Raw genomic sequence first — 22040 nt, forward strand, 5'->3', positions numbered from 1 at the left:
TGGCTCATCTTCGCTCCTTGGTGCCTGCGATGATCCAGAAATCCTCCGTTACGAAAACCTCAAATCTGTCCCACAGGTGCTGACGTCAGACAGCAGGGCGGTGGCCGGGGAGGACGAGCGGCTTGCCATGACAGACCGGAAGACCGGGGTCGCTTCCTCGTAGGTTCCGACCTCGCGCCGTTCCCGCTCGCGTGACACGTCGAGCATGACTCGCAGAGCCTCGAAGGCCAGCGCCCGCCAATCGGCGGTGCTCTCGTCGAGCGTCACGCCCATCCGGCGCGCCATCTCGCGCAGGGGTTCCGTGACCGGTCCCCGGTCGCCGAGCGCCAGGGCCCGGCGCAGCATGTCCTGGGTCGCGCGCTCGGTCTGCGCCGCGAAATTCGCCGCCGCCTCCGAACGCGGCTCCGCAGACGCCCGCAGGGCCTCGTGGGCGGCGATCTGGCAGCGCGCCAATTCGGTCAGCAATGTCACGTGTTCGGGGCTCAGGTGGTCCACCGGTCTCTCCGTCGTCAGCGCGACGGCCAGGTCCGTGAGCGCCGTGAGGGCGCGGACGCGGCATGTCGCTTCGGAGAGGACGTCGGTCCTAAGCGAGAGACAGATGGCCGAACTTTGTCCAGGGTTCGATATCTCGACCCAGGCCTTCGGCAGACGGCGCCGGAAGAAGAAGCCCGAGGGGCGTTTTTCGAGGTGGGGTGTGTGTGCGACTCCGGCCATGGCAGGTGCTCCGAAACGGTTCCAGGGCATCCGGGAGTCGCGATCCGTGCACCGGTTCGGGCATGCGTTTGTGCACCAATTTGTGCACGTGCACGCGTGGCTCCGACTCCGGTCGGGGCACATCCAATGAAATCAACCACTTAGGGAATTTTGGCTCCGGCGGTAGGGACCGGAGATTTGCCAAGAAAATCCAGCAATATCAACAGCGCGGCCTCTGCGAACGCACTGGGTCTATAAAAACGTGCACATTCGTAGGCTGCATGCAAGTGCGATCTGGATTGCCACGGAAAGACAGTTCGAATCTTAGACAATAACTGCTTTGAGTTAGGCTGAAACTCGTCTATGCGCGCCCGCGCGATCCGAAATTATGTGCATGACACATCATGCACACCCCACCCCCGCCTCAATCGCCGAAGCCGACACTGGTTCGGCTCCCACAATCCGCAACGCCCGGGGCCAGTTCGCCGGCACGGATGTTGTGCCTTGGCTGAATCCGACACCCGTCACGCGTTTCGCCAGCCTCGATGAGGTCGGGCGGACGATTGACGAAACGGTCCACACCATCCTCGCGGACGCTGCCGCCCACGATCTCGAAGACGACCAGCGGGCCCCAGCGCTCGCGCTCGCACCGAGCCCGGGCAGCGGCAAGACGACTCGAACGCAGGCGATCCTCGCCAGCCAGCCGCGCGACCTGATCGGCGGAGACGCACTCTTCCTTTCGCCAACCGCGGACCTGTCCGCTGAAGCCTGCGACAGGGCGCTGGCGATCCATGGGAACACAACCCCGGCAACCCAGATTCGCGGTCGATCGGCGATCGACCCCCTGAATCCGGGGGAGCGGATGTGCCAGAAATGGGAGCTCGCGGAGCAAGTGGCTCGCGCCGGTCTGAAAGTTGGCGACACGCTGTGCCAGTTGCGCGAGGGCGAGGGCGCAGATGAAACCGTGCGCCGTTGCCCGTTTTTCGACGACTGCGCCTATCAGCGCCAGAGCCGCGAATTGCCTGAGGAGAGCGCGGTCGACCGCTATGCCGCACACAACTTCGTATATCTCCCGACGCCCACCGGCCGCAACAAGGCACTCCGTGTGATCGACGAGAAGTTCTGGCCCAAGATGCTTCGCCAGACCGTCGCGCCGGTGCACGCCTTTACTCGACAAGAGCGTTTTCCCCGGCCGGCAGAGGAGCCGATCGAATGCCATTTCATTCACCGGGCCGCGCATGAAGTGGTCGATGCCCTGCGCGTTGGACGCGATGTGTCGGCGCTTCCGTATCACGCGGACCTCTATCGCAACTTTGCAAAGAACGAGCGGGAGAACATCGACCGGTTGCCGGTGATCAAACCGGACATGACTGAGGAAGAGCAGACTGAAACGCTCGCCCGGATCCAGGCTTGCAAGTCTGCCGCCCATCGCTATGCCGCGATCTGGGAAGCCCTCGCGGATGCCTGGGACCTCGGTCGCGCGACACCGGATCGCCTGACACTGCAAACCCGCACCTACACCTCTGCTGACGGCGGCACTGTCGAAGTCGAGGAGATCGTCTGTCACGGTTCCCGGAAGGTCCTCGGCAACATCCCGACCCTGATACTCGACGCGGATGCCAGCGAGACCATCCTCGGCACCTTCTTTCCCAAGATCGAGGTCTGCACCCAACGGCTGAAGCCCAACGCAGAGATCACCCAAGTCTCGAACCTTCGAATGAGCACGACGCGCTTGCTCGGCTCGGCCAGCCTGCGCAGGAAGTGCAGGATGCTGATCGAGACCGAGGTCGCGCGCGACCGGAACGACCATGCCGGCGGTGTCCTCGTTGGCTGCACGAAGAAGGTGGCTCGCAGGTTCTTCGAGGAGGCCGGCCTGGTATCTCCGACCACGCCCGACCGCGAGGCCGTGTCGATCATGCTCAACGAGAAGCTCTTCGGCGCGAGCTGGCTGTGGTTCGGGGATCGGGCGCTCGGCTCGAACCGCTACGAGGACTACGCCACCGTCATCGTTCTGGGCCGGAACGAGCTGCCGGTGGAAGCCCTTGAGGACCAGGGCCGCAGCCTCTTCGGTGACAAGGACGACCAGCCGCTGGAGTTTGTCGAGGCCGACAAGAATGGGCGCCGCCAGATGCCCGAGGTGCTTATCCCCTACGAGATGACCTCAGGGGCGAGTGTAGCGGCGCCGGTGCGCATGCATCCCGACGAGCGGATTCGTGAAATCCAGATGCAGCATCGCGAATGCTGCACCCGCCAGTTGGTGGAACGCCTGCGCCTCGCCCGGGCGCGCTATCGCAAGCGGGTGATCCTGGTCTGCAATATCCCTATTCCCGGGCTTCCGGTGGACAACCTGGTGCGTTTCGATGATCTCCTGCCGCGGACTGACCGTCTCGGTTCCGCGCTTCGGGAGGCCACGCGTGGACACCGATCTCTGATCCTCACCGCCAAGGAACTGCCAAAATGCGCCCCCGACACCTTCTCAAACGAGAAGGCAGCGGAACAATGGCTGGCCCGCATCCGAAAAAACCCTCGCCCCGCTATGAATGATATCAATAGCGGTGTGAGGGGTTTTGGCCTGCACGCCGCCCGGATCCGCCGGGACGTGCCGCGCGCGCGGCTCGAGATCTGTCTCGTCCTCGTCCAGCCCGGCGAGTGCCCGCGTGCGGTGATCGAAGCCGCGCATGGCCCGCTGCGCGACTACGCGCCCATCCCGACGCCGGATGCCACGAGCGTCTTCGGGAGCAAGGGGAGTAACCGGTGAGTGTCACAACAACCCGCTCGAATGAGCTGGACGATGTGCCATGGTCCCTGTCAGGACGGGCTGAGCAGTCTCAACAGGATGCGTGCCTCGTGGTCCTGACCGCCGAAGAACACGGCCAACCGCGGAGGATGCGATCACCGCCATCGCTGATGACGACAGGGACCTCGCACCGTTCTCGACCCTGCCGGCCAGCGTGGCGCTGATCGCGGATTTCGAGGAAACCGGTCCCGGCGGGCCGACCTGGCTCACGATTTCGACTGATCTGGGCGAGGTAGCCTGTCTCGAGGATGAGAGCTGAGGGGATAACGATGGCCATTCGTGCATGTCTGCCAAAGACGTTTCGACGGCGATGGAATGCACCCGCGCGTGGTCGATACACGGGTGCCTCCTCGCTCAGGTTCCTTGCGACTCGCTTTCCTGCGTGGCCGCATCCGCCATGGTGTGCAGCGCCGCATGGTAGCTCTCCTCGAACTCCCTGAGGCGGTCACCATCCGAGATTGCCTGCAACATGAGGCGGGTCAGGTGGCAAGGACGATCTTCGGTGTCGCCGACCAGCCAACCGCGGTCCAGGCACTCTGTCAGCGCGTGCTTCAGCAATTCGTGGATTTTTTCGATGTCAGGCGGGGTCTCCGACGTCGCGATCGAGAGATCTCGCGCGGTCGCCTCGAGGTCGTCTCCATCTCCATTGTCCGGGTCGATGAATGTCACCATCAGGCGCGCGGCGAGGTCGATCCCATCTTCGAGGGTTTCCAGTTTCTCCTCGATGTCGATCGTGTCGGAGATGCGGTCGAAGCCATTGGCCTGGCCGGGGTGTGGGGGCATTTTGCGTGTCCTTGTATGTGGTAGGCGTCCGCGATGCGGACGCATGTGTGGATGGGCGCGCCGGCATCGGTAGCAGCCGGAGGGTCGCCGGCGCGCCCTGGCGCGGGTGTTCCAGGCCCGCGCGTTCGGGTCAGGACGCCGCGCGCAGCTCCCGGAGGACCTGCTCGGCCCGCAGCAGGTCATGGACTGACGACAGCGTCGCGTAGAGCTCGATGAGCACGGCGAGCGCGTTCGACAGGCGATCCGCTTCTGGCGTCAGCCGTTCCTTGCCCCAGCACTTGTCACTCGAGACATTCTCCGGGCTGTGGTCGTAACGGGTCTCGATCCAGGTGCCTTCGGCGATCTCGGCGTCGAGCACGCCGACGATCTCGTGCAGCATCGCCAGGATGCCCTTGTCGAAGATCTTGCCGGCCCGCAGGAGCGCGGCCAGCTTCCTGGCCTCCTGCTTGGGTTTTGGCGCGACGAGGTCGAGCACGTCCTGGTCGATGCCCGTCGCGGCGGCGCGGGCGAGCGGGAAGCACGAGGCGGCCATGGCGGTGATCTCGGCGGGTGATTTGAATGGCATGTTCATGAGGTTGAGTCCTTTGGGTTGGTTGGTCGAAGTGGGGAAGCAGCGGCGAGAGCGCGGTTCCTTACCGGAAACCGCGGTCTTTGCGCGCCTGCTTCGCCCTGCGTCTCTCTTCGCGGTCGTGCGCGGCAATGTCGGCTTCGGCCTGGATGCGCGCCCGGACGGCGTTCATCCTGTTCAGGAGCGCTTCGTCCAGCCGACCGATGATGGTTGGGCCATCTGTCGGGCCGTTGAAGCCGCTGTTGCCGATGTGCACGGTGATCCTGCGGGCGCCCACGAAGCGTGTCGGTTTGTTAAGCCCCGCGACGGCGCGGGAGGCCGGCTGCTTGACCATGACTTCGTAGCCCCGGTTCGCCCTCGTGCTGACGGAGGTCCCATAGGCGAGCTCGACATAGCGCTCACCGCCACGTTCGAAGGTGTCGAGCACCAGGCAGGGCCGCCGTTTGGGCGCCCCGGGCTCGGCGTCTTCTTCGGTGACCGGGAAGCGGAACAGCACGACATCGCCGCGCACGGGGTGACCAGCATTGGTCATGTCAGGGAGAATTGGGTGGGATTGGTGATACATGGAAGGATCCTCTTGGCGTGTGAAACGACGCCAGCGAAACACCCTTCGAGACCAGGGATCTCCGTTCCGCCGCGCGTCACAGGCGACCGCGCGGCGGAACGGAGATCTCTTGTCTCCCATTTATTCAGTCTGCCTAACCGTCACCATCGGCTTGATCGCAGGGATCAGACTTCGTTACTCGAAACACTCCTCGAGCAGGGCGTCGACCATGTCCTGCCCCCTGCGGCGTCGGGCGGCAGTCACGGCGTTGCCGTGGTAGTGCGCGGCCGTGCGCGGGTCTCGCTGTGCATTTAGCGCCAATGCGGTTTCCACACCCTCCGGTCCAAGCTGGCCCAACTCGGTATGCGCGCGGCTGCGCGAGATATGCGCGCCGGTCCCGAAATGCGTCCGCCAGACGGTCGAGGGGTAGCTGGCCGCGAGTTGGCGGCCATTCACGGCACGGAAGAGCGGCAGTTCCTCTGCCATCGCCCTGTCCCGCATCTCATCGAGCCAAACAGGATCGAGCCCGCGCAGAACCAGCGCGTCGAGGAACGGGGTCAGCACGGCATGCAATGCCCCGCGCAGGGGCTCATCTTCCTTCGCCGTGATAATGTCGACCCGGTAACGCGTGCCGTCAAACCGGACATCCCGGCCCCAGAGGATCTGCCCGTCACGCAGGCGCAGCGGAAGCAGGGTCCAGAGCGCCACAACCGCCGCCTCGTTGATCAGACGCAGCCGGGTCTGGCGCCGTTGCGAATCGACGCTCTCGGCCAGCAGGTGCGCGGCCGTCCCCCAGGTGGCTTTGAGACTGGGTAGCTTGTCGAGCCTGGCGAACTTCAGCGGCACCACCGTGCCGATGTCCCGCCTGAGCAGGGCCTCATGTTTGCGCAGCGCGGCCAGGAGGAGCGGCTCGAGCCCGAGGGCAGCGCCGAACTGGCGCAGGCGCATCACGGCCGTGTGCCGCGTCGCTGGGCGGTTGCCGTGGTCGAGATACTTCGGGTCCTTGCGTGCCGCCGCATGCGCCGCACGCGACGTCTCCATTCGGCGCACGCCTTCGACGGTAATCTCGACGGGCGCACCAGACTCCCGCTGCACCTTCGCATATTCACGCAGCACGTCTTCCATGCTGTCGATCACGGACTCCGCCGGGGTGGCCATGTGCATCGGCAGCGCCCCGAGGCGCATCCTGGCGAGCAGCGTCCGCCATGCTTCTGGAAGTTCCGAGGCATCGACTCGTCGCGTCGCCACGGCCCGGGGGGTTACAGCGCCTTGGCTCGAACGCGCGGGGCTTTTCGTCTCTATCGCCGCTGCCAGCACGACATGGACCGCCGGATTGCCCGGCAGGAGGCGGTCAAGCGCGGACTTCAGGCTGCGCAAGCGCCGGCTCGACCCGGTATCGGTCGTGAACTCGAGGTAGTCCGCCACGGTCGGCACGGTGATGCCGCGCGCTTGGGCGAAGGCCAGAAACCGCGCGAGCACGCGCAGATCCTCGAGCGACACGTCGTCGAAGGCGGGCAGGTCCCGGTAGGGCGCCATGAGAGGGTCATCGCGCAGCATCTCGCGGCTCCGACGATCGCAGGACCGGCTTCGCGGACGCTTCGCCCGGATCGCCTCCCGGACGGTCTCCCGCACGGGCGTCCCGTCTGGCAGGAATCGGTCGAACGCTGTGCGCAGATCGTCGAGCCGCCGGGTCGAGCCGTCGTCCGCGACGAAGGCCAGGAAGTCGGTAACGGCGGGCACGGCAATGCCACGTTCGGCGGCGAATGCGAAGAACCGGTCGAGCGTGCGCAGTTCGCGCAGCCCGACCTCGCCCAGTCCTTCGGTCTCCCGGAAGGCGTCGAAATGGGGCGCTGCGAGGATCTCCTCGCGGGGTCTCGTGTCGTAAGTCATTCAGTCCTCCATGAGTCCGATCAGCAGATCCTGCCCGCGCTCGACGAGCTTCATCGAGTTCAGCCAGCCGTAGAATTGGCGCAGCGTGCCGGGCGTGTCGTCGATGCGCTTCGCGATCACCTCGATCTCGTTTGGGTGCCGGTCGAGCAGCAGCGAGGTCTGCCCGTGCCGCATCTGGTGCGGCGTCATGGGCAGGTTCACCACCGTGCGCATGAGGCCTGCGAACTCTGCCCCGAAGAAGTCGGGGTTGAGATGCGCGCCCGGTGTCTTAACGGCCGGAAAGAGGAACGGGCTCGTCGCGGCGTGCGGGAACATCGGCCGAATGACCCGCAGATACCACTGGATCGTGTCGTGGCATCCATGCCTGTTGGCGCGGATCGGGAACTCGATTTCGGCTCCGTTCTTGGTCAGTTCCGCTGGGATGAGCACCTTGATCGCCTTCTTGCCGGTCTTGGGAGCACGGATCTGCGCGTCCTCGCCGACACAGGTCAGGCTCATGGCGTTCTCCACACGGATCGGGGCGCCGCCGATCTCGATCGCCGCGAAACAGGCCGCGGTCCCGAGCATGCGCACGCGCGAGATCTCCGCCGGTGTGAGCGTGCGCTTCTCCGCGGCGATCTGCGCCAGGATGGTCTCGGCAGTCTCGCGCAGTTTCTTGAACGAGCCGAGAAACCGCCGGCGCGGCACGGGTTTTTCCACCAGGCTTTCACAGAACTTGCGGTTTGCCGGCGTCATGCATCGGTCGGCCTTCTTGCCCATCCGGGACACCGCGTTGTTGGCAAGAACCTGTTGCATGATGTGCGTGTCGATGCCGAGATGGGCGCGGACCTGGTTCAGCGCCTTGAGATATTTGCGGGATGTCCGGGGCTCGAGATGGCTATCCTTGCGGCTCCGTGTCCGCCGCGCAAACATCTCGCCGGCGATGGCGCAAAGGATCTCATCGTCGGCGAGGACGATCTTGAGATCGGCTGCATCCGGGCTGATCCCGCCGATCTCCACCCCGATCCGTAGGACGGTGCGGAACGCGGACCGCATGACATGCGCGTGTCCCGCGTGCTCGTCCGCGAACCCCTGCTCGACCGGGTCCCAGTTGGTCTTCGTGACCGCGTCGATCCAGGGCAGGAACTGGGCCTCCCAAGCGGGTTCGATCGCTGCCAGCCGTGGCACGCGCCGCTCGGCCGAAAACCCGATCGGACGGGGTGGCAGCAGGGGCAGGAGCTGCGGGAACTTCCGCAGATCGTCGAGCCGCCGGAGCGCGCGGGCGTTGGCATCGCGCTTGTTGCCTCGGAAATCGGCGTCTATGCGCTGCGCCTCGACAAGCCTTAGGTCCTGCGGCTGCCAGCCGTAGGATCGGGCGACAAGTGCGAAGGTCTTGAGCGCCGAAAGCTTCATGGGATGCCATTTTGCGGTCTTCCCGACCCGGCCTTCAGTGAGCGGCTTGATCGCGGCAAAAAGCCGGGTCCAGTCGTCCTGCTGTGCCCGCAGCGCCGCCTGCGCCGCATGCACGCCCAAAAACTCGCGCAACGGTGCCTGTAGGCGGCGCCGAAAGAGACGGTAGGCCTCGTTCGTCGACCAGTGTTCGGGATCGAACCCGTCCAGCGGAAACCGCTCCTCGACGAGCGACAGCTCGGCCGGGACCGCGGGGAGTGGCCGGTTCATGATGTCCCCCACCTGGTCGATCGCGCCCAGATACCGCGCCTTCACCGATGGCGTGATGTCGTTGCGGGTCGACACATGGGCGCGGAGATCGGCGAGAGTGAGGCGGGCTTCCTTCCTTGCCATGGGCGCGGAGCCGACGGCCGCGAGGGCGCGTTCGGAGGTCTGTGGGCGGCTGGTTAGATCAAGCATGGGTCATTCCGTTCATGTTGTTTGTATGGATCGTTCGATGAGGGCCGTGCGGGTCGCTTGCGTGCACGCTCGGTCGCTTGGATGCGCCCGGGACACACACGCCTGCGAGGTTGCCACCGGTGAAACCGAGCGGGTGTTTATGTCCCGGTCGCTTGCGTGCATGCCGGGTCGTCAGGGTGCAGATCGCCGTGTCCCGGGCGGTGGAAAGCATGGGGCTGGACCTCATTTCGTTGGGGTGAGCGCGCCGAAGGCCGGTGCCGCCTTGGCGTATCGGGGGAGCGGGCGGCCTTGATGCCAGGCCAGGACCTCGGCCTTGCGCCAGCGCTTCGCGCGGGCGTGCTTCCGCCCGTTCGAGAGGTCGATCGAGGGCGGAAACGGCGGCGTATCCGCCGGCAGCTTTCCTTTCTCCCAGCGATAGATGATCGAGGGGTCCTTGGCGCCGATTAGCGTGGCGACGTCGTTCGCGGTGAGCAGGGGCGCGGTCAGGTCAGCCCAGTGTCTGGGATCTTGGGTTTCGGACAGATCGAGTGCGCGCAAAATGAGCGACCAGCGCGCGGTGCCGCCCCTCAGCCGGATGCCGAGCGCGCGCAACACCTTGGCCAGCGCGCGCCGGTCAGCGGATCCCGTTTTCTTGCGGATACAGAAAAAGACTTCGAGATCGTCGCGGGTGAGGGCTTGGTCCAGCATGGCCCAAGGCAATTAGGTCCGGGTTTGTCGACCCCGAAAACTTGAGCAGCGCGGGAGACCGATTCTTTGTGCATCACGAAGAAAACTACCGAACTCGTGACGGCAGCGCGGGCCGCTGTTGCGTTTGCAAGCCGGCCCTTGGACGAAGCCGCTCGCGCGGCAGGGGCGCTGTTGGGAATCGACACGCACTGATCTGACCCGTGTGCATTTGGGGATGTGGGCACTTGCCTGACGATTGGGACCTCTCAATCGACAGACAGGAGGTTCCCATGACGGAGGAGAGAACGACCCCGCTGCGTGAGCGGATGATCGAGGACATGCGGATCCGGGGTATTGGCGACAAGGCCCAGAAGGCGCACATCCGGGCGATCAGGGACTTCGCCGCATTCCTTGGACGATCCCCGGACACGGCCACGCCGGAGGATCTGCGCGCCTGCCAGCTTCACATGACGAACACCGAGGTCACGCCCTCGACCCTCAACACGCGCATCGTCGCGCTGCGGTTCTTCTTCGGCATGACCTGCGGGCGCGAGGAGATGAAGCGCTACATGCAGTTCCGCACCCAGCCGCGGAAGCTTCCGGGCGTGTTCAGCGTCGAGGAGGTGTCCGACATCCTGATGGCGGCGCCGGGGCCGGGCCTGAAGTATCGTGCCGCGCTCAGCATTTCCTACGGTGCCGGGCTCCGGGCAGCGGAGGTCTGCAACCTCAAGATCGGCGACATCGACAGTGACCGGATGCTGATCCATGTCGAGCAGGGCAAGGGACGGAAGGATCGCAAGGTGATGCTGTCGCCGGGGCTGCTCGATCTGTTGCGCGACTGGTGGCTGGAGGCACGGCCGGAAGGCTGGCTGTTTCCCGGCAAGCCCAAGATCAACCCGATCTCGCCGCGCCAGCTGAACCGGGCCTTCACCTCGGCAAAGCACATGGCCGGTATCAGCAAGCCGGCGACGCTCCACACGCTCCGCCACAGCTTCGCCACGCATCTGCTCGAGGCCAACACCGACGTGCGGGTCATCCAGGTCCTGCTCGGCCATGCCAAGCTGACCACCACGGCGCAATACACGCACGTCGCCACCAAGACGATCCGAGACACCGTCAGCCCTTACGAGATGCTGGCGAAGTTGCAGGACCAGACGCTGAAGCGAAGTCTGGAGTGACCGGACGCCGGGGTGTCCCGGCCGAAGCTGGAGATCGCTGACATCTTCCGCGCCCATGGTCCCGCGTGGCGGCGGGCCCATGCCGGGCATGTCAGCCTCTGCCGGCTGAAGGTCATGTCGGCGATCGAAACCTGCCGGACCGAAGCGCTCGGTGGACATGTGGCGGCCTGCACGAAGTGCGCGCATCAGCACATCGCCTACAACAGCTGCAAGAACCGGCATTGCCCCAAGTGCCAGGGACCGGCGGCGCGCGACTGGATGGCCGAGCGCGCCGAGGATCTGCTGCCGGTGGGGTATTTCCACGTGGTCATCACCCTGCCGGCCGAGATCGCCCGGATCGCCTGCTGGAACAAGAAGGCGGTCTACGGCCTGCTGTTCAGGGCGTCGGCCGAAACGGTCATGACCATCGCGGCCGATCCGAAGCGCATGGGCGCGCGGGTGGGCATGACCAGCGTGTTGCACACCTGGGGGTCGGCGCTGGCCCATCACCCGCACATCCACATGATCGTCCCCGGCGGCGGGCTGTCACTGGATGCCACCCGGTGGGTCGCCTGCAAGCCGGGGTTCTTCCTGCATGTGCGGGTGCTGTCGCGACTGTTCCGGCGGCTGTTTCTGGACAGGCTGATGGTTCTGCATCGCGCCGGACGACTTGCCTTCTTCGGCGATCTCGAAGGGCTGGTGCAGGCGGATGCGTTCGCTGCCTGGCTCGCTCCCTTCCGCAATTCCGAATGGGTGGTCTACGCCAAGCAACCCTTCGGTGCCTGGAGGCCGTGCTCGCCTATCTGAGCCGCTACACCCACCGCGTGGCGATCTCGAACCATCGCCTGATCAGCGCCGACGCCGATACCGTGGCCTTTCGCTGGAAGGACTATCGTATCAAGCACGGAAACCGGCAAAAGGTGATGCGCCTCGCCACGGACGAGTTCATCCGCCGGTTCCTGGCCCACGTCCTCCCGGACGGCTTCCACCGCATCCGGCACTACGGCCTGCTCGCCGCCGCGCAGCGCAAGGCCAACATCGCCAGGATCCGGGATCTGCTCGGACAGGCGCGGCCGGAACCGGAGCCGCAACTCGGTGCAGAGATCGTTCCGCTCACCCTGCGCGAGCCGTGCCCCTCCTGCGGCGGCCAGATGCGCATCATCGAAATCTTCCGCCAGGGACAAAGGCCGACGTCCCGGGCACCGCCGAGGGAGCAGGCCGCATGACGAGATGCCTGTCTTTCCGAAACTGTCGTCCACGGATGTCCGCATGCACCCGCCGGCAATTCCCTGCGCCCGCCGCATCGGAGCACGAAATCACCACTCCCGAGCAATCGCCATCGTCGGAAGATATCGCAACTCCGTGCATCCCGGCGCACGCGGAGTGGGCCGGATATCACTCTGGCACGGCGCCGCTCGAACCCGCAGACACATCCGCCAGCGCGCTTTCCCCATAGACACCGCTCGGCCCCCGCGGCTTCCACCTTGGGAGGATTCCCAACGCGGGCCGACAACGCACCGAGCCCCGCCATCTCACCGCGGCCCGCATCGGAAATCCTTCACCTGAGCCGTCATTCGGCCTTCGCCCACGTCATGTCCGGAGAAGGCTCGTCTTACTCATGCTGTCCACGTTCAAAAAAAGGGCCTCCCGGCCTTGAATAGCAGAAATCCGCTCACTAACTCGTGAGGGCCCGTGGGAATTGGCTTACGGGTTTGGCCGTTGAACTTGTCAACCTCTTTATGGTGACCTGGCAGCACGATGCCGAACAGCATCGCCGCGACCAGAGCCAGACTGAATGAGACACTGAGCATAGCTCGGACCTCCACGGTTACATTATACCACCTCGCGTTTCGAGACCCGTGTCTGCGAGGCGTTCGGAGAAGACACGCTGGACGTATCCGCTGACAGAAGGTGGCGTGCGTTCGGGGGACGCCCGGCCTTAAAACCGGAGCCCAGGGTCAGGGCCAGTCCTCCGAACTCTGCGACAAAGGGGGATTCATGTCGCTCGATTGGTTTAAGACCAGAAGCTACCGTCATTTCGATCTTCCTGTCGGGGAGAAATTCGCCAGAAAGGTGATGAACCCGGACTTTGTGCTCAAGCACTCTTTCCTCCCTCTTCTCCACTACACGAAATCTGAAAAGCGCTATAAGAAATGTCCGAAGACCGGGACGCGGACCATCACCTCGAAGGACCGCCCTATCAAGTATGCATCGCACCGAGATGCCTGCATACTCTCGTTCTACGCCAGCAAGATGAATACGTTGCTCGATGCTCACTATAACGACAAGGGCCTGTCTGATAGCGTTCTGGCCTATCGTGCCCTCGGACGCGGCAACTACGATTTCTCTGCGGAGGTGCTTGCGTTTGCCAAGACCAATGCCCCCGTGGCGATACTGGCGTTCGACGTCAGCAGCTTCTTCGATAACCTTGACCACAGGCTCCTGAAGCGCCGTCTAAAATCCATTCTGGGTGTGACGTCGCTCCCCGATCATTGGATGCGCGTGTTTCGGGCAATTTCCGCTTTCCACTACGTCGACATGGAAGAGCTCAAGGCGAACTCCACGTTTTCTGCCCGGCTCAAGGAGAACAGCCGGGACCGGATCGCCAGCGTCGAAGAGTTGAAAGCCCATGGCATCAAGTTCCACCCGAACCCCGAACTGGCAAAGGGGCATCGGCGTGGCATACCTCAGGGCACTCCCATTAGTGCGGCCGCGTCGAACCTTTACATGGTTGATTTCGACGCGGCTGCACGTGCCTACTGCGACAGCGTCGGCGCAATGTATCGTCGGTATTCGGACGACATCCTGGTGCTTTGCGACCCCGCCCACGCTACAGCGGCCGAAGCTAAGATCATGGACCTCATAAAGGCAGAGAGGCTGGAAATATCGCCCCACAAAACCGAAAGGACCCAATTCACTGGCAAGGGCACTGTGGCGGGGAAAGCCGCACAATACCTCGGCTTCGCGTTACACGAGACGGGACCAGCGATTCGAGAAAGCTCACTCGCTCGCCAGTGGCGGAAGATGCGAAGGGCGATGGCCCGGACTCGAAAGATCGCGGAGCGAAACATCGCTTCCGGAAAGTCGACCAAGGCGCATACCAAGCGCCTGTATCGCCGCTTTACCCACCTGAAGGTGCGAGACGAAGAGGGTCTTCGTGTCGTCAGGAACTTTTCCTCCTATGGCCGGCGCAGCGCCGCCGCATTTGGAGGAGACGAAAAAATTTCTCAGCAAATCAAACGTTTTGAACGTGCTGCACTTCGCGAAATTGAGAAACTCAAGAAACTATAGTTAGTTGGCGACATACCCGACATTCTCAGACCCATACCAGTCATTCGTTTAGGCCGCAGAGAATGACAGCTCTCCGCCCGTTCTCCTAAAAATTCTACACCCAATGCGGAAATTGAGGTATAGTTGAGAATGACAAGAAACAAGAATAATGCGCAGGCAAAACCGACGAACCAGGTCCGGTCTGGAGGCATTTCAAAGTGATCCGAAACCGGATTCGCGGTTGCAGAATACTTCGCGAAAATCGAAAAGCGAACCAAATAGGTTGATTTGCGGTAAACGCTATCTCGACAAAATCAATCCACCCATTCCGACAACGGAAGGGCGTTGAGTTCTTGGCGGATCTGTCGCCATCGCGGGAACTCGCGGTCCAGAACTGCCATGAAGCGTTCGTCATGCTTGGGCGATAGGAGGTGCGCGAGCTCGTGAACGATGACGTAGTCGATCATCCGCTCCGGCTTCTTCGCAAGCTCGGAGTTCAGCCAGACGATGCCCTTATCAGGATTGCAGCTTCCCCACTTGGTCTTCATCGGCCGGATGCCCCACTTATTGGGCTCAACGCCCATGCGCGCTGACCAACATTCGATGCGCGGCGCGGCCAGTTTTCGGAGTTCTGCCTTCAACCACGAGTCCATCCATCGGGACAGCTGCTCTGGTTCGCTGTCCACGGGGGCATTCAAAACGAGCTTGTCGTTGGCCCTCCGGGCGATCTTGTGGATCTTCTTGTCCCAGTGCTGAACTTCAAGCCGCAGCGGTCTACCGAAAAGGAAATGCGTTTCTCCAGAGATGTAGCGACGCGTGGGCTGGCGCTCCTGATTGGCGAATTGCGCTTGTTTCCGCCGGATCCAAGGCATCCTTGTTAGAACGGCGAGCCGGATTGCTTCTTCGCTCACGTGATCCGGGGCGGCGACTCTGACCCGTCCCGCTGGCGGGTAGCAGCCGATGTGCAGATTCTTGATCTTTTTGCGCACGATCTCGACGTCGACACCGCCGATTTGCGAAATCTCAGTATTCACTCTGGTTTTTCAGGATCTCGAAGATCCGCTCCACTGTGTCCGGTTCATCCAGGATTTGCTGAAGACGGCGCCGGACCTTTCTTTCCTTCATCGCGTTGCCGCGCCATGCGAAGGGCGCTGTCTCCCGCACAGCGCCATCAACTTTCAAGGTCAAGGATTCGTCGTTGTCGAGGTTGTCGAACAGCGCCTTTTGGCCAGAGCTCTCGATCGAGGCCGGATACTTCTTGCCGTGTCCCGCTTTCGCATCCCTGACCAGCGCCGCAATCCGCTCAAGATATTCCGCGTATTCAATAGCTTCTTCCCGCCGTTGGCGAACAAGATCGGTGAGCAGTTCGGACATTTTCTCGTAAAAGCGCGGATTGACGGGGGTTTCTTCGATGATCAGCTTTCGAACGTTGTTCTCGATCGCCTCGGCCACGTTTTCCCGCTTCCGTTTCGATGCCGGCGGCAGGTCGTTCTCTGCATCGGCCCCCTTGCTTTCGACCAAGTCGATCAGGCTGATATCGTCAAGATGCGAGATGACTTCCGAGTCGTCGGCGCGGATGTAGTTGTCGATCAAGTGACGCATCGCCGGCTCATAGAGCTTCATGTCAACTGCGTCGCCGCTGTGCAGTCGAACGGCGTCCCTGACCCCGATGGCTTCTTCGACCTCTCGGCGGATTTCGCCGAGTTCGAGATCGTTGAATCCCGAGTCCACGGGCTCGGCAGCAATATTCGCGTAGGCGCGGGCGTAACGTCCGGCGATCTTGTAAAGCGCTTGGCGGCGCCGCGCTTTCTCCTCGGCATCAGGGTCGATGTCGATGCCCTGCGGGCTTGAAAAGTAGGCGAAGATCTCGTCATCGGACTTCGGCTGCTCCACGCCATCCATGAGGCCCAGCCAAGCGTCGCGTGCTGTCCGAAGATCCTGATCTGCCTGTTCAGCGCGATCGGTGATCAGCCCCTCCACATCCTCCTTGTCAAAGGCATCGAAGGCTTCGGATGTGTAATCATCCACCGCGCTCTCGATGTTCCGGAACAGGTCCTTGTAATCGACGATGTAGCCGAAGTCCTTGTCGTCCCCGTCCAGCCGGTTCACGCGGCAGATCGCTTGGAACAGCCCGTGGTCGCGCATCTGCTTGTCAATGTAGATGTAGGTCGCGGTTGGCGCATCGAAGCCGGTGAGGAGGCGGCTGACCACGATCAGCAGCTTCATTCGCCCCGGCTCTTTCTTGAACAGCCGAAGCGCCTCTTCCTCGTAATCCTCCTCCGAAGTCTCGCCCAGGAGGTCCGTGTAGACGCGGTGCACATACTGCTTTTCGGTCTCGCCCATGCCGGTCTCTTCCCCGGTGATCTCGGGCGCCGCGCGCTTGTAAGAGGTCACGATGGCGCATTTGTCGGCCAACACGGACCCGGATCTTCGGAAGATCTCGAAAAACTTGCAGGCCTCAGGAATCGAACCAGCCACCAGCATGGCGTTGCCCATGCCAGCATTCAGGCGGGGCTTCATCTCCATGTCCATGATGATGTCATTGGCGATCTGCTCCAGCCTGTCGCGGCTCGACAGCACGCGCTGCAAAGTGCCCCACCGCTGTTTCAGCGTCGCCTTGGCGATGGGCGTCAGCCCCTTGGTCTTCGCTTCGAACCAGGCGTCGATCTTGCCGGGGGCGCTGATCCGCTGGTCGATGTCACGGGCCTCGTAACGCAGGTCCAGCACCACGCCATCCTCGACCGCCTCGTCAAACCGGTAGGGTTTGCCGATATAGGGACCGAAGGTCTCCAATGATGTTTCCTTGTCGGACTTCAGGAGCGGCGTGCCGGTGAAACCGATGAACATGGCCTCGGGCAGCACCTGCCGCATGGCGCGCGCCAGCTTGCCCGACTGCGTGCGGTGCGCTTCGTCGATGAAGACGTAGAAATCACCGACAGGCGCACCGATTTTCGCGCTCTGGATGTCCGAGATCAGCTCGGCCATCTCTGTCTCCTCGCGCTTGCCGAACTTGTGGACCAGCGAGCAGACCACGCGGTCGGTCGGATCGGCGAGGGCGGCCATCAGGTCGGTGCCGCTCTTCGCACGGCGCACCTTGTCGCCGGTGCCGCCAAACACATCCTCGGAGATCTGCCGGTCCAGCTCTTTGCGGTCCGTCACCACGAGAATGCGCGCATCCGGCTGCGCTTCCCTGATCCAGCGCGCAAGCATCACCATGATCAGGCTTTTGCCCGAGCCTTGGGTCTGCCAGATGATCCCGCTCTCGTGCGCCACCACGCGTTCCTGCGCGGCCTTCACGGCGAAATACTGGTTCGGGCGGGCGATCTTCTTGATGCCGGCATCGAACAAGGTGAAGTCGTGGATCAACTCCAGGAACCGCTGCGGCGCCATCATCTGTGTCACGTCGCGGTCGAGGCGGGCGGTGATCCCGCTCTCTTCCTTCCAGGCCAGCCAGTAGGGCTGCGGCGTCTGGATCGGGGCGTAGCGCAGTCCTTCGCTGTCATTGCCGGCGAAGGCGATCTGCACCGTGGTGAAGAAGTGCCGGATGAACTCGGGCCGCTGGTTGTCGAGCGTCTGGCGAATGCCTTCGCCCACGCCCACAGTGGATTTCTTCAGCTCGACCGTGCCGAGGGCGATGCCGTTAACGTAGAGCACCAGATCGGGGCGCTTGTTCCAAGCCTTGATGTCCTTGCCCTTGATGGCGACCTCTTCGGCGACGCCCATGTCGTTGGCGGCGGGGTCGCCCCAGTCGATGAAGCGAACGGTGACGGGGGCCTCGCTTGGGCCGGGGGCGACAGCCACGCCGTAGCGGAGCATCTCGTAGAAGCTCTGGTTGGCCTCGTAGAGCTTCGCGCCCTCCATCCTGGCCTCGCGCTTCAGGAGGGTGATGGCCTGGGTGGCGATCTCGGGCGGATAGCCGCGGGAGAGGAGCCAGGGGCGCAGCAGGTCCTCCTCGATATTGGCGTTGCCCTCGCGTTTCTGCCAGTCGCCAAGGTAGCGCCAGCCGAGGCCGCCGGGCGCATCGGTCTGGTGGCCACTCAGCAAGTCGATAACCCGGTTCTGGGCCTTGCGTTCCGCCTCGCCGATCTTGCTCATGGGGCACTCCGTTCTGGAAAAGTCACTTTTGGGAAATGTCGTCAGACCAGCCTGATCCGTCCGGTCAAAAGGTTCTGCATCATGCCCTCCTTCACAGCCCGAGCCTTTTCGAGGCGGGTTTCGAGGGCTTGGATTTCGGCGTCCATGTCGGTCAATACCGAAGCGACGGCTTGCTGTTCATCTATCGTTTCTGGGACCGCAAATGTCATTTCCTTTAAGAACTTGAAGTGCCGGTTGTATCCAGTGTTGGGAATATCTTTGCTCTGCAACGAGAGCGACAAAAAACTTGTGTGATAGCCGTCCCTGGCTCCAATCGGTTGAGTTCCATCCGCTCCCAAAGCGAAATCAAAATCCACAAACTTCACAATTCTGGTATGATCGCCGAAGATGATCAAGCCGCCGCTCGGCGGCGAAAAACGTCGCGCCTCGACATTGGTGTATCCTGCGATAAGGCTCTTGCCTTGGTCGACAATTGGGATGTTACCGTCGGTTGCGTATTCGGATGCCTGCACCTGAAACTTCTTGGCATTGATCCGCTTGAACGCAGCTTCAAAGGGCACTTCCTCCCACTCCCCCGAGAACCCCGGAAGGCGGCGCTTGGCGGTCAGGAGGTCCTGCATCGCGCCCTGCTTGATGAGCCGCTTCTTGGCGATCAGCCGCTCCAGCCCCTCGATCAGCGCATCCGCATCCGAAAGCGCCTCGGCGATGGCTTCCTGTTCCTGAGGATCATCGGGTAGCGGGATCCTAAATCGCTTAAGAGTTGCATTGGTGATCTGATTGATGGTCGCGCCGAGGTTCTCTTCTATTTGCTCTTGGATGATCTGCGACTGAAAAAGCCAAATCAGATACGGATTCAAGTCAGAGCGGAATACACTCATGAAGGCGCCAAAGGCCATGCCATGTGCATTTTGATCGATCATTGCCGTCTTGCCGATCAATCGGCGACTACCGTTTCGCACGCAGATCAATAGGTCGCCTGAATGAACCGTAGCGCCTTCGCCGACCGGAATATCCACGAAAACATTATCTTGAAAAGCAAGCCGATCATTTTGAATGTTGGAAGAGCGCAGAACAAGCGTCCCGAACTCTGATACGTTTTCAGGCTTGTAGGTCAAGCCAACTTTCACCTGGCCCAGATCGCCGAGCGACTTGACGCTCCAACCAGTTGGCAAGTTTGTCTCGCTCATGCTCGGAAACCCATCGCTGCGAGATGAGCTTCGACAAGGACAGAGAGTTCGTTCATTTCCGATGTGATTTCCGGCAACGTATGCCCATACCGCTCCGTCAGCACCCGCACCCGGGCGGTCAGCTGCTCCGTCCGCGCCTCGATCTCGGCCTCGATCAGATCGGCGATGTCGGTCAGCCATTTGTCATCCACGACCAGCGTGCGGATCTCTTCCTCGGTCAGCTCGGGGTATTTCTTCAGCGTGGCCTCGGTCAGCGCTTCCTCGGCTTCCTTGACCGCCTTCTTCGCTGCCGTCTCGGCTGTCATCAGTTTGGACACTTTGTTCAGCAGCGGGGTTTCTTCAGTGTCGGCTTCCCCGGACTTGATCCGCGCTTTAACCGAGGCCGCGGTCAGCTTGCCCGCCTCGGTCAGAGCCTCTGCCAGCAGCCCGCCCTCGGCGCCATGTTCCTCGACCATCTCCTCGATCTCGCGGCCCAGTTCTTCGGCCTTCGTCTGCGCGTCATCGACGGCCTGCTGCATCTCAGGGAAGAAGCGCGCAACGATCAGCCGGGGCGGGATGACATCGGCCACAAGGCGCACCTTGTTCACGGTCAGGTCGGCCTCTTCCAGCCATTTGACCTTTTTGCCATCGACCTCCTTGCGTGCCTCGCGCAACTCCTTTGCCGCCTCCCAGCCGTCGTGGGTGATGATGAAGACATCGTCCTGCATCACCTCGGCCCAGTAGGACATGAGCCGCTGATAGGCCTCATACTGGTCGATCAGCGGCGCCTCGGCGAAGCGGGCCAGCATGTCCTCGGCGATGGTGTGGATCAGGTTCTTGGGCTTGTCGCCCACCTTCAAGCCATCCATAAAATCGGCGCTCGGACCGGCCCAACCGTCGAGGATGGCGTGGACGCGGTCACGGAAAGCGCCGAACTCGGGGTGGTTGCGGATCGTTGTGCGGACCTCCTCCGGCTCGACCAAGGGATCGGAATAGCCCGGGCGCGGGTTCGGCCCGAAGAGCGTGGCGCGGATGCCGGGCATGACGTCCCAGAACTCGGCCAGCAGGTCGATGTCGCGGTTGGGCACGCCGCCCTTGAGGTGCGCCTCTATGTCCTGAAGATCCTCGGGATCCGAGCCGTCGATGTAGCGCGGGATGTTTAGGTTGAAGTCGTTGCGCGTGATCTCGGCGTAGGGGACCAGGCGGGAGTAGCCCTTGATCTCGGCCTGCCGGGTGTAGGCGTCGGTGATCTTGTGGATGTCGCGCTCGCGCAGGCGGTTCTTGTTGCCATCCTTGGTGAAGCCGCGAGAGGCGTCGATCATGAAGACCGGTCGATCGGCACAAGCGCCGGACTTGTCGAGCACGATGATCGAGGCGGGGATGCCGGTGCCGTAGAAGAGGTTCGCCGGCAGGCCGATGATCGCCTTGATGTAGCCGCGCTTGAGGATCTTTTCGCGCAGCTCGGCCTCCTTGTTGCCGCGGAAGAGCACGCCATGGGGCAGGATCACCGCGCCGGAGCCGGTGGCCTTCATGGAGCCCAGAATGTGCAGCAGAAAGGCGAAATCGCCGTTCTTGTCGGGCGGCATGCCAAGGTCGAAGCGCCCGAACTTGGTATCACTGGTCAGGCCCGATCCCCAGGCCTTGGCCGAAAAGGGCGGGTTGGCGACCACGAAATCGAAGGTCTGAAGTTCCGTTTCCGACGCCTTGAACTGCGGCTCGCCGATCACGTCGCCCTGCACGATCTCGGCATCCTCGCGCCCGTGCATGATCATGTTCATCTTGGCCAGGCCGCGGGTGGTGATGTCCATTTCCTGACCGTAGACGGTGAGGGTGACCTTCGCGGCGTCGGCGGCCTTCAGAAGCAGGGAGCCAGACCCGCAGGTGGGATCGTAGACGGTCTGCTTCACGCTCGTGGCGCGGTCCACGCCGGCCACAGCGGCCACGACGCGCGAGACCTCGGCGGGCGTATAGAACTGCCCCTTGCTCTTGCCGGATTCGGTGGCGAAGTTCCGCATCAAGTATTCGTAAGCGTCGCCGAGGATGTCATCGCCATCCGCCCGGTTGCGGCTGAAGTTCAATTCCTCCCGGCTGAAGATGTTGATCAGCGCGGTGAGCGTTGTGACCATCTTGGCGCCGCGCCCGAACTTCTCGGTGTCGTTGAAATAGGCCCGGTCGATGATGTTCTTGAGGTCGTTCGCCTCGGCAATCCCGGCGATCGCCATGTCGATGCCTTCGCCGATGTCCTTGGTGCCGCGCAGTTTCCGGATATCCTCGAAGGAGCAGCCTCCAGGCACCTCGATCAGCGCGTCCGGCTGACCGGCCCGGTCCGAGACGTATTTCAGGAAGAGAAGGGTGAGGATGTAGTCCTTGTAGAGCGAGGCATCCATCCCTCCCCGCAGCTGGTCGCAGCTGTCCCACAGGGATCTGTAGATGTCGGATTTCTTGATTGCCATGCTGCGCCTCGTGTCTGCAGGGGCTGAACGCCGTTTACAGCCCCTCGTAACTTTCGCCGCAATATGAACGGAATAGCGGGATGTCTTCAAGGCAACGTTGATGGGTGCCC

15 protein-coding genes and 1 pseudogene are annotated in these 22040 nt (G+C 62.7%); 5 read left to right on the forward strand and 11 right to left on the reverse strand.

From position 1 onward, the window contains the following. Positions 1-48: 48 nt before the first annotated feature. Complete coding sequence (locus tag AVJ23_RS06055; RefSeq protein WP_058861277.1) at positions 49-714, reverse strand: DUF6538 domain-containing protein; 666 nt, start codon at positions 712-714, stop codon at positions 49-51. Positions 715-1087: 373 nt separating this feature from the next. On the opposite strand from AVJ23_RS06055, the gene AVJ23_RS06060 reads away from it, so the two are divergent. Both AVJ23_RS06060 and AVJ23_RS06065 read left to right on the forward strand, forming a co-directional pair. Further along, positions 1088-3451 carry a hypothetical protein gene (locus AVJ23_RS06060; RefSeq protein ID WP_157772625.1) on the forward strand — a complete coding sequence of 788 codons (2364 nt, stop codon included), beginning with the start codon at positions 1088-1090 and terminating at the stop codon, positions 3449-3451. Between the two features lie 82 nt (positions 3452-3533). After that, positions 3534-3749 carry a hypothetical protein gene (locus AVJ23_RS06065; protein ID WP_058861279.1) on the forward strand — a complete coding sequence of 72 codons (216 nt, stop codon included), beginning with the start codon at positions 3534-3536 and terminating at the stop codon, positions 3747-3749. Between the two features lie 95 nt (positions 3750-3844). Here the strand turns inward: AVJ23_RS06065 and AVJ23_RS06070 are convergent, their stop codons facing one another. The 6 genes from AVJ23_RS06070 to AVJ23_RS06095 all read right to left on the reverse strand — a co-directional run bounded on the left by AVJ23_RS06070 (position 3845) and on the right by AVJ23_RS06095 (position 9810). Further along, complete coding sequence (locus AVJ23_RS06070; protein ID WP_058861280.1) at positions 3845-4273, reverse strand: hypothetical protein; 429 nt, start codon at positions 4271-4273, stop codon at positions 3845-3847. Between the two features lie 130 nt (positions 4274-4403). After that, positions 4404-4844 carry a hypothetical protein gene (locus AVJ23_RS06075; RefSeq protein WP_058861281.1) on the reverse strand — a complete coding sequence of 147 codons (441 nt, stop codon included), beginning with the start codon at positions 4842-4844 and terminating at the stop codon, positions 4404-4406. A gap of 61 nt (positions 4845-4905) precedes the next feature. Beyond that, on the reverse strand, positions 4906-5406 hold the full coding sequence (locus AVJ23_RS06080) for a hypothetical protein (protein ID WP_157772626.1): 501 nt from the start codon (positions 5404-5406) through the stop codon (positions 4906-4908). A gap of 174 nt (positions 5407-5580) precedes the next feature. After that, positions 5581-7275, reverse strand: coding sequence for a hypothetical protein (locus AVJ23_RS06085; protein WP_058861283.1), 1695 nt, complete (start codon positions 7273-7275; stop codon positions 5581-5583). Then, the gene (locus tag AVJ23_RS06090) at positions 7276-9123 is read right to left on the reverse strand and encodes a site-specific integrase (protein WP_157772627.1); all 1848 of its coding nucleotides are present in this window, start codon (positions 9121-9123) and stop codon (positions 7276-7278) included. It lies immediately after the preceding gene. Positions 9124-9345: 222 nt separating this feature from the next. Beyond that, on the reverse strand, positions 9346-9810 hold the full coding sequence (locus tag AVJ23_RS06095) for a helix-turn-helix transcriptional regulator (protein WP_058861285.1): 465 nt from the start codon (positions 9808-9810) through the stop codon (positions 9346-9348). 269 nt (positions 9811-10079) lie between these two features. Between AVJ23_RS06095 and AVJ23_RS06100 the strand changes: the two genes are divergently transcribed. From AVJ23_RS06100 to AVJ23_RS06110, 3 genes and pseudogenes are all read left to right on the forward strand, one after another. Then, positions 10080-10967: a tyrosine-type recombinase/integrase gene (locus tag AVJ23_RS06100; RefSeq protein ID WP_058861286.1), complete on the forward strand. Its 888-nt coding sequence runs from the start codon at positions 10080-10082 to the stop codon at positions 10965-10967. Between the two features lie 12 nt (positions 10968-10979). Further along, positions 10980-12172 (forward strand): annotated as a pseudogene (locus AVJ23_RS06105) (IS91 family transposase). A 772-nt stretch (positions 12173-12944) separates the two neighbouring features. Then, positions 12945-14237 carry a reverse transcriptase/maturase family protein gene (locus tag AVJ23_RS06110; protein ID WP_058861287.1) on the forward strand — a complete coding sequence of 431 codons (1293 nt, stop codon included), beginning with the start codon at positions 12945-12947 and terminating at the stop codon, positions 14235-14237. Positions 14238-14530: 293 nt separating this feature from the next. Here AVJ23_RS06110 and AVJ23_RS06115 read toward each other — a convergent pair whose 3' ends face one another. Genes AVJ23_RS06115 through AVJ23_RS06130 form a run of 4 tightly spaced genes read right to left on the reverse strand, consistent with a single transcriptional unit; the run spans position 14531 to position 21930 of the window. After that, positions 14531-15250 (reverse strand): M48 family metallopeptidase, encoded by a 720-nt coding sequence (locus AVJ23_RS06115; protein ID WP_058861288.1) that lies wholly within the window; start codon positions 15248-15250, stop codon positions 14531-14533. Continuing rightward, positions 15240-18311, reverse strand: coding sequence for a type I restriction endonuclease subunit R (locus AVJ23_RS06120; RefSeq protein ID WP_058861289.1), 3072 nt, complete (start codon positions 18309-18311; stop codon positions 15240-15242). The genes AVJ23_RS06115 and AVJ23_RS06120 overlap by 11 nt, the downstream gene beginning before the upstream one ends. Before the next feature lie 41 nt (positions 18312-18352). Continuing rightward, a complete protein-coding gene (locus tag AVJ23_RS06125) occupies positions 18353-19498 on the reverse strand; it encodes a restriction endonuclease subunit S (protein ID WP_084794330.1) in 1146 nt (381 codons plus the stop codon). Beyond that, positions 19495-21930 (reverse strand): type I restriction-modification system subunit M, encoded by a 2436-nt coding sequence (locus AVJ23_RS06130; RefSeq protein ID WP_058861291.1) that lies wholly within the window; start codon positions 21928-21930, stop codon positions 19495-19497. Before AVJ23_RS06130 ends, AVJ23_RS06125 begins: the two co-directional genes overlap by 4 nt. Positions 21931-22040 lie beyond the last annotated feature (110 nt).

Source organism: Pseudoponticoccus marisrubri, from assembly GCF_001482405.1.
GTDB lineage: Bacteria > Pseudomonadota > Alphaproteobacteria > Rhodobacterales > Rhodobacteraceae > Pseudoponticoccus > Pseudoponticoccus marisrubri.

What these genes read in the sequence shown, in the direction of transcription:
- AVJ23_RS06085 (WP_058861283.1), bottom strand. Translation starts at nt 7,275, where the DNA reads ATGACTTACGACACGAGACCCCGCGAGGAGATCCTCGCAGCGCCCCAT.
- AVJ23_RS06110 (WP_058861287.1), top strand. Translation starts at nt 12,945, where the DNA reads ATGTCGCTCGATTGGTTTAAGACCAGAAGCTACCGTCATTTCGATCTT.
- AVJ23_RS06055 (WP_058861277.1), bottom strand. Translation starts at nt 714, where the DNA reads ATGGCCGGAGTCGCACACACACCCCACCTCGAAAAACGCCCCTCGGGC.
- AVJ23_RS06095 (WP_058861285.1), bottom strand. Translation starts at nt 9,810, where the DNA reads ATGCTGGACCAAGCCCTCACCCGCGACGATCTCGAAGTCTTTTTCTGT.
- AVJ23_RS06125 (WP_084794330.1), bottom strand. Translation starts at nt 19,498, where the DNA reads ATGAGCGAGACAAACTTGCCAACTGGTTGGAGCGTCAAGTCGCTCGGC.
- AVJ23_RS06075 (WP_058861281.1), bottom strand. Translation starts at nt 4,844, where the DNA reads ATGAACATGCCATTCAAATCACCCGCCGAGATCACCGCCATGGCCGCC.
- AVJ23_RS06130 (WP_058861291.1), bottom strand. Translation starts at nt 21,930, where the DNA reads ATGGCAATCAAGAAATCCGACATCTACAGATCCCTGTGGGACAGCTGC.
- AVJ23_RS06120 (WP_058861289.1), bottom strand. Translation starts at nt 18,311, where the DNA reads ATGAGCAAGATCGGCGAGGCGGAACGCAAGGCCCAGAACCGGGTTATC.
- AVJ23_RS06100 (WP_058861286.1), top strand. Translation starts at nt 10,080, where the DNA reads ATGACGGAGGAGAGAACGACCCCGCTGCGTGAGCGGATGATCGAGGAC.
- AVJ23_RS06090 (WP_157772627.1), bottom strand. Translation starts at nt 9,123, where the DNA reads ATGCTTGATCTAACCAGCCGCCCACAGACCTCCGAACGCGCCCTCGCG.
- AVJ23_RS06060 (WP_157772625.1), top strand. Translation starts at nt 1,088, where the DNA reads ATGACACATCATGCACACCCCACCCCCGCCTCAATCGCCGAAGCCGAC.
- AVJ23_RS06070 (WP_058861280.1), bottom strand. Translation starts at nt 4,273, where the DNA reads ATGCCCCCACACCCCGGCCAGGCCAATGGCTTCGACCGCATCTCCGAC.
- AVJ23_RS06080 (WP_157772626.1), bottom strand. Translation starts at nt 5,406, where the DNA reads ATGTATCACCAATCCCACCCAATTCTCCCTGACATGACCAATGCTGGT.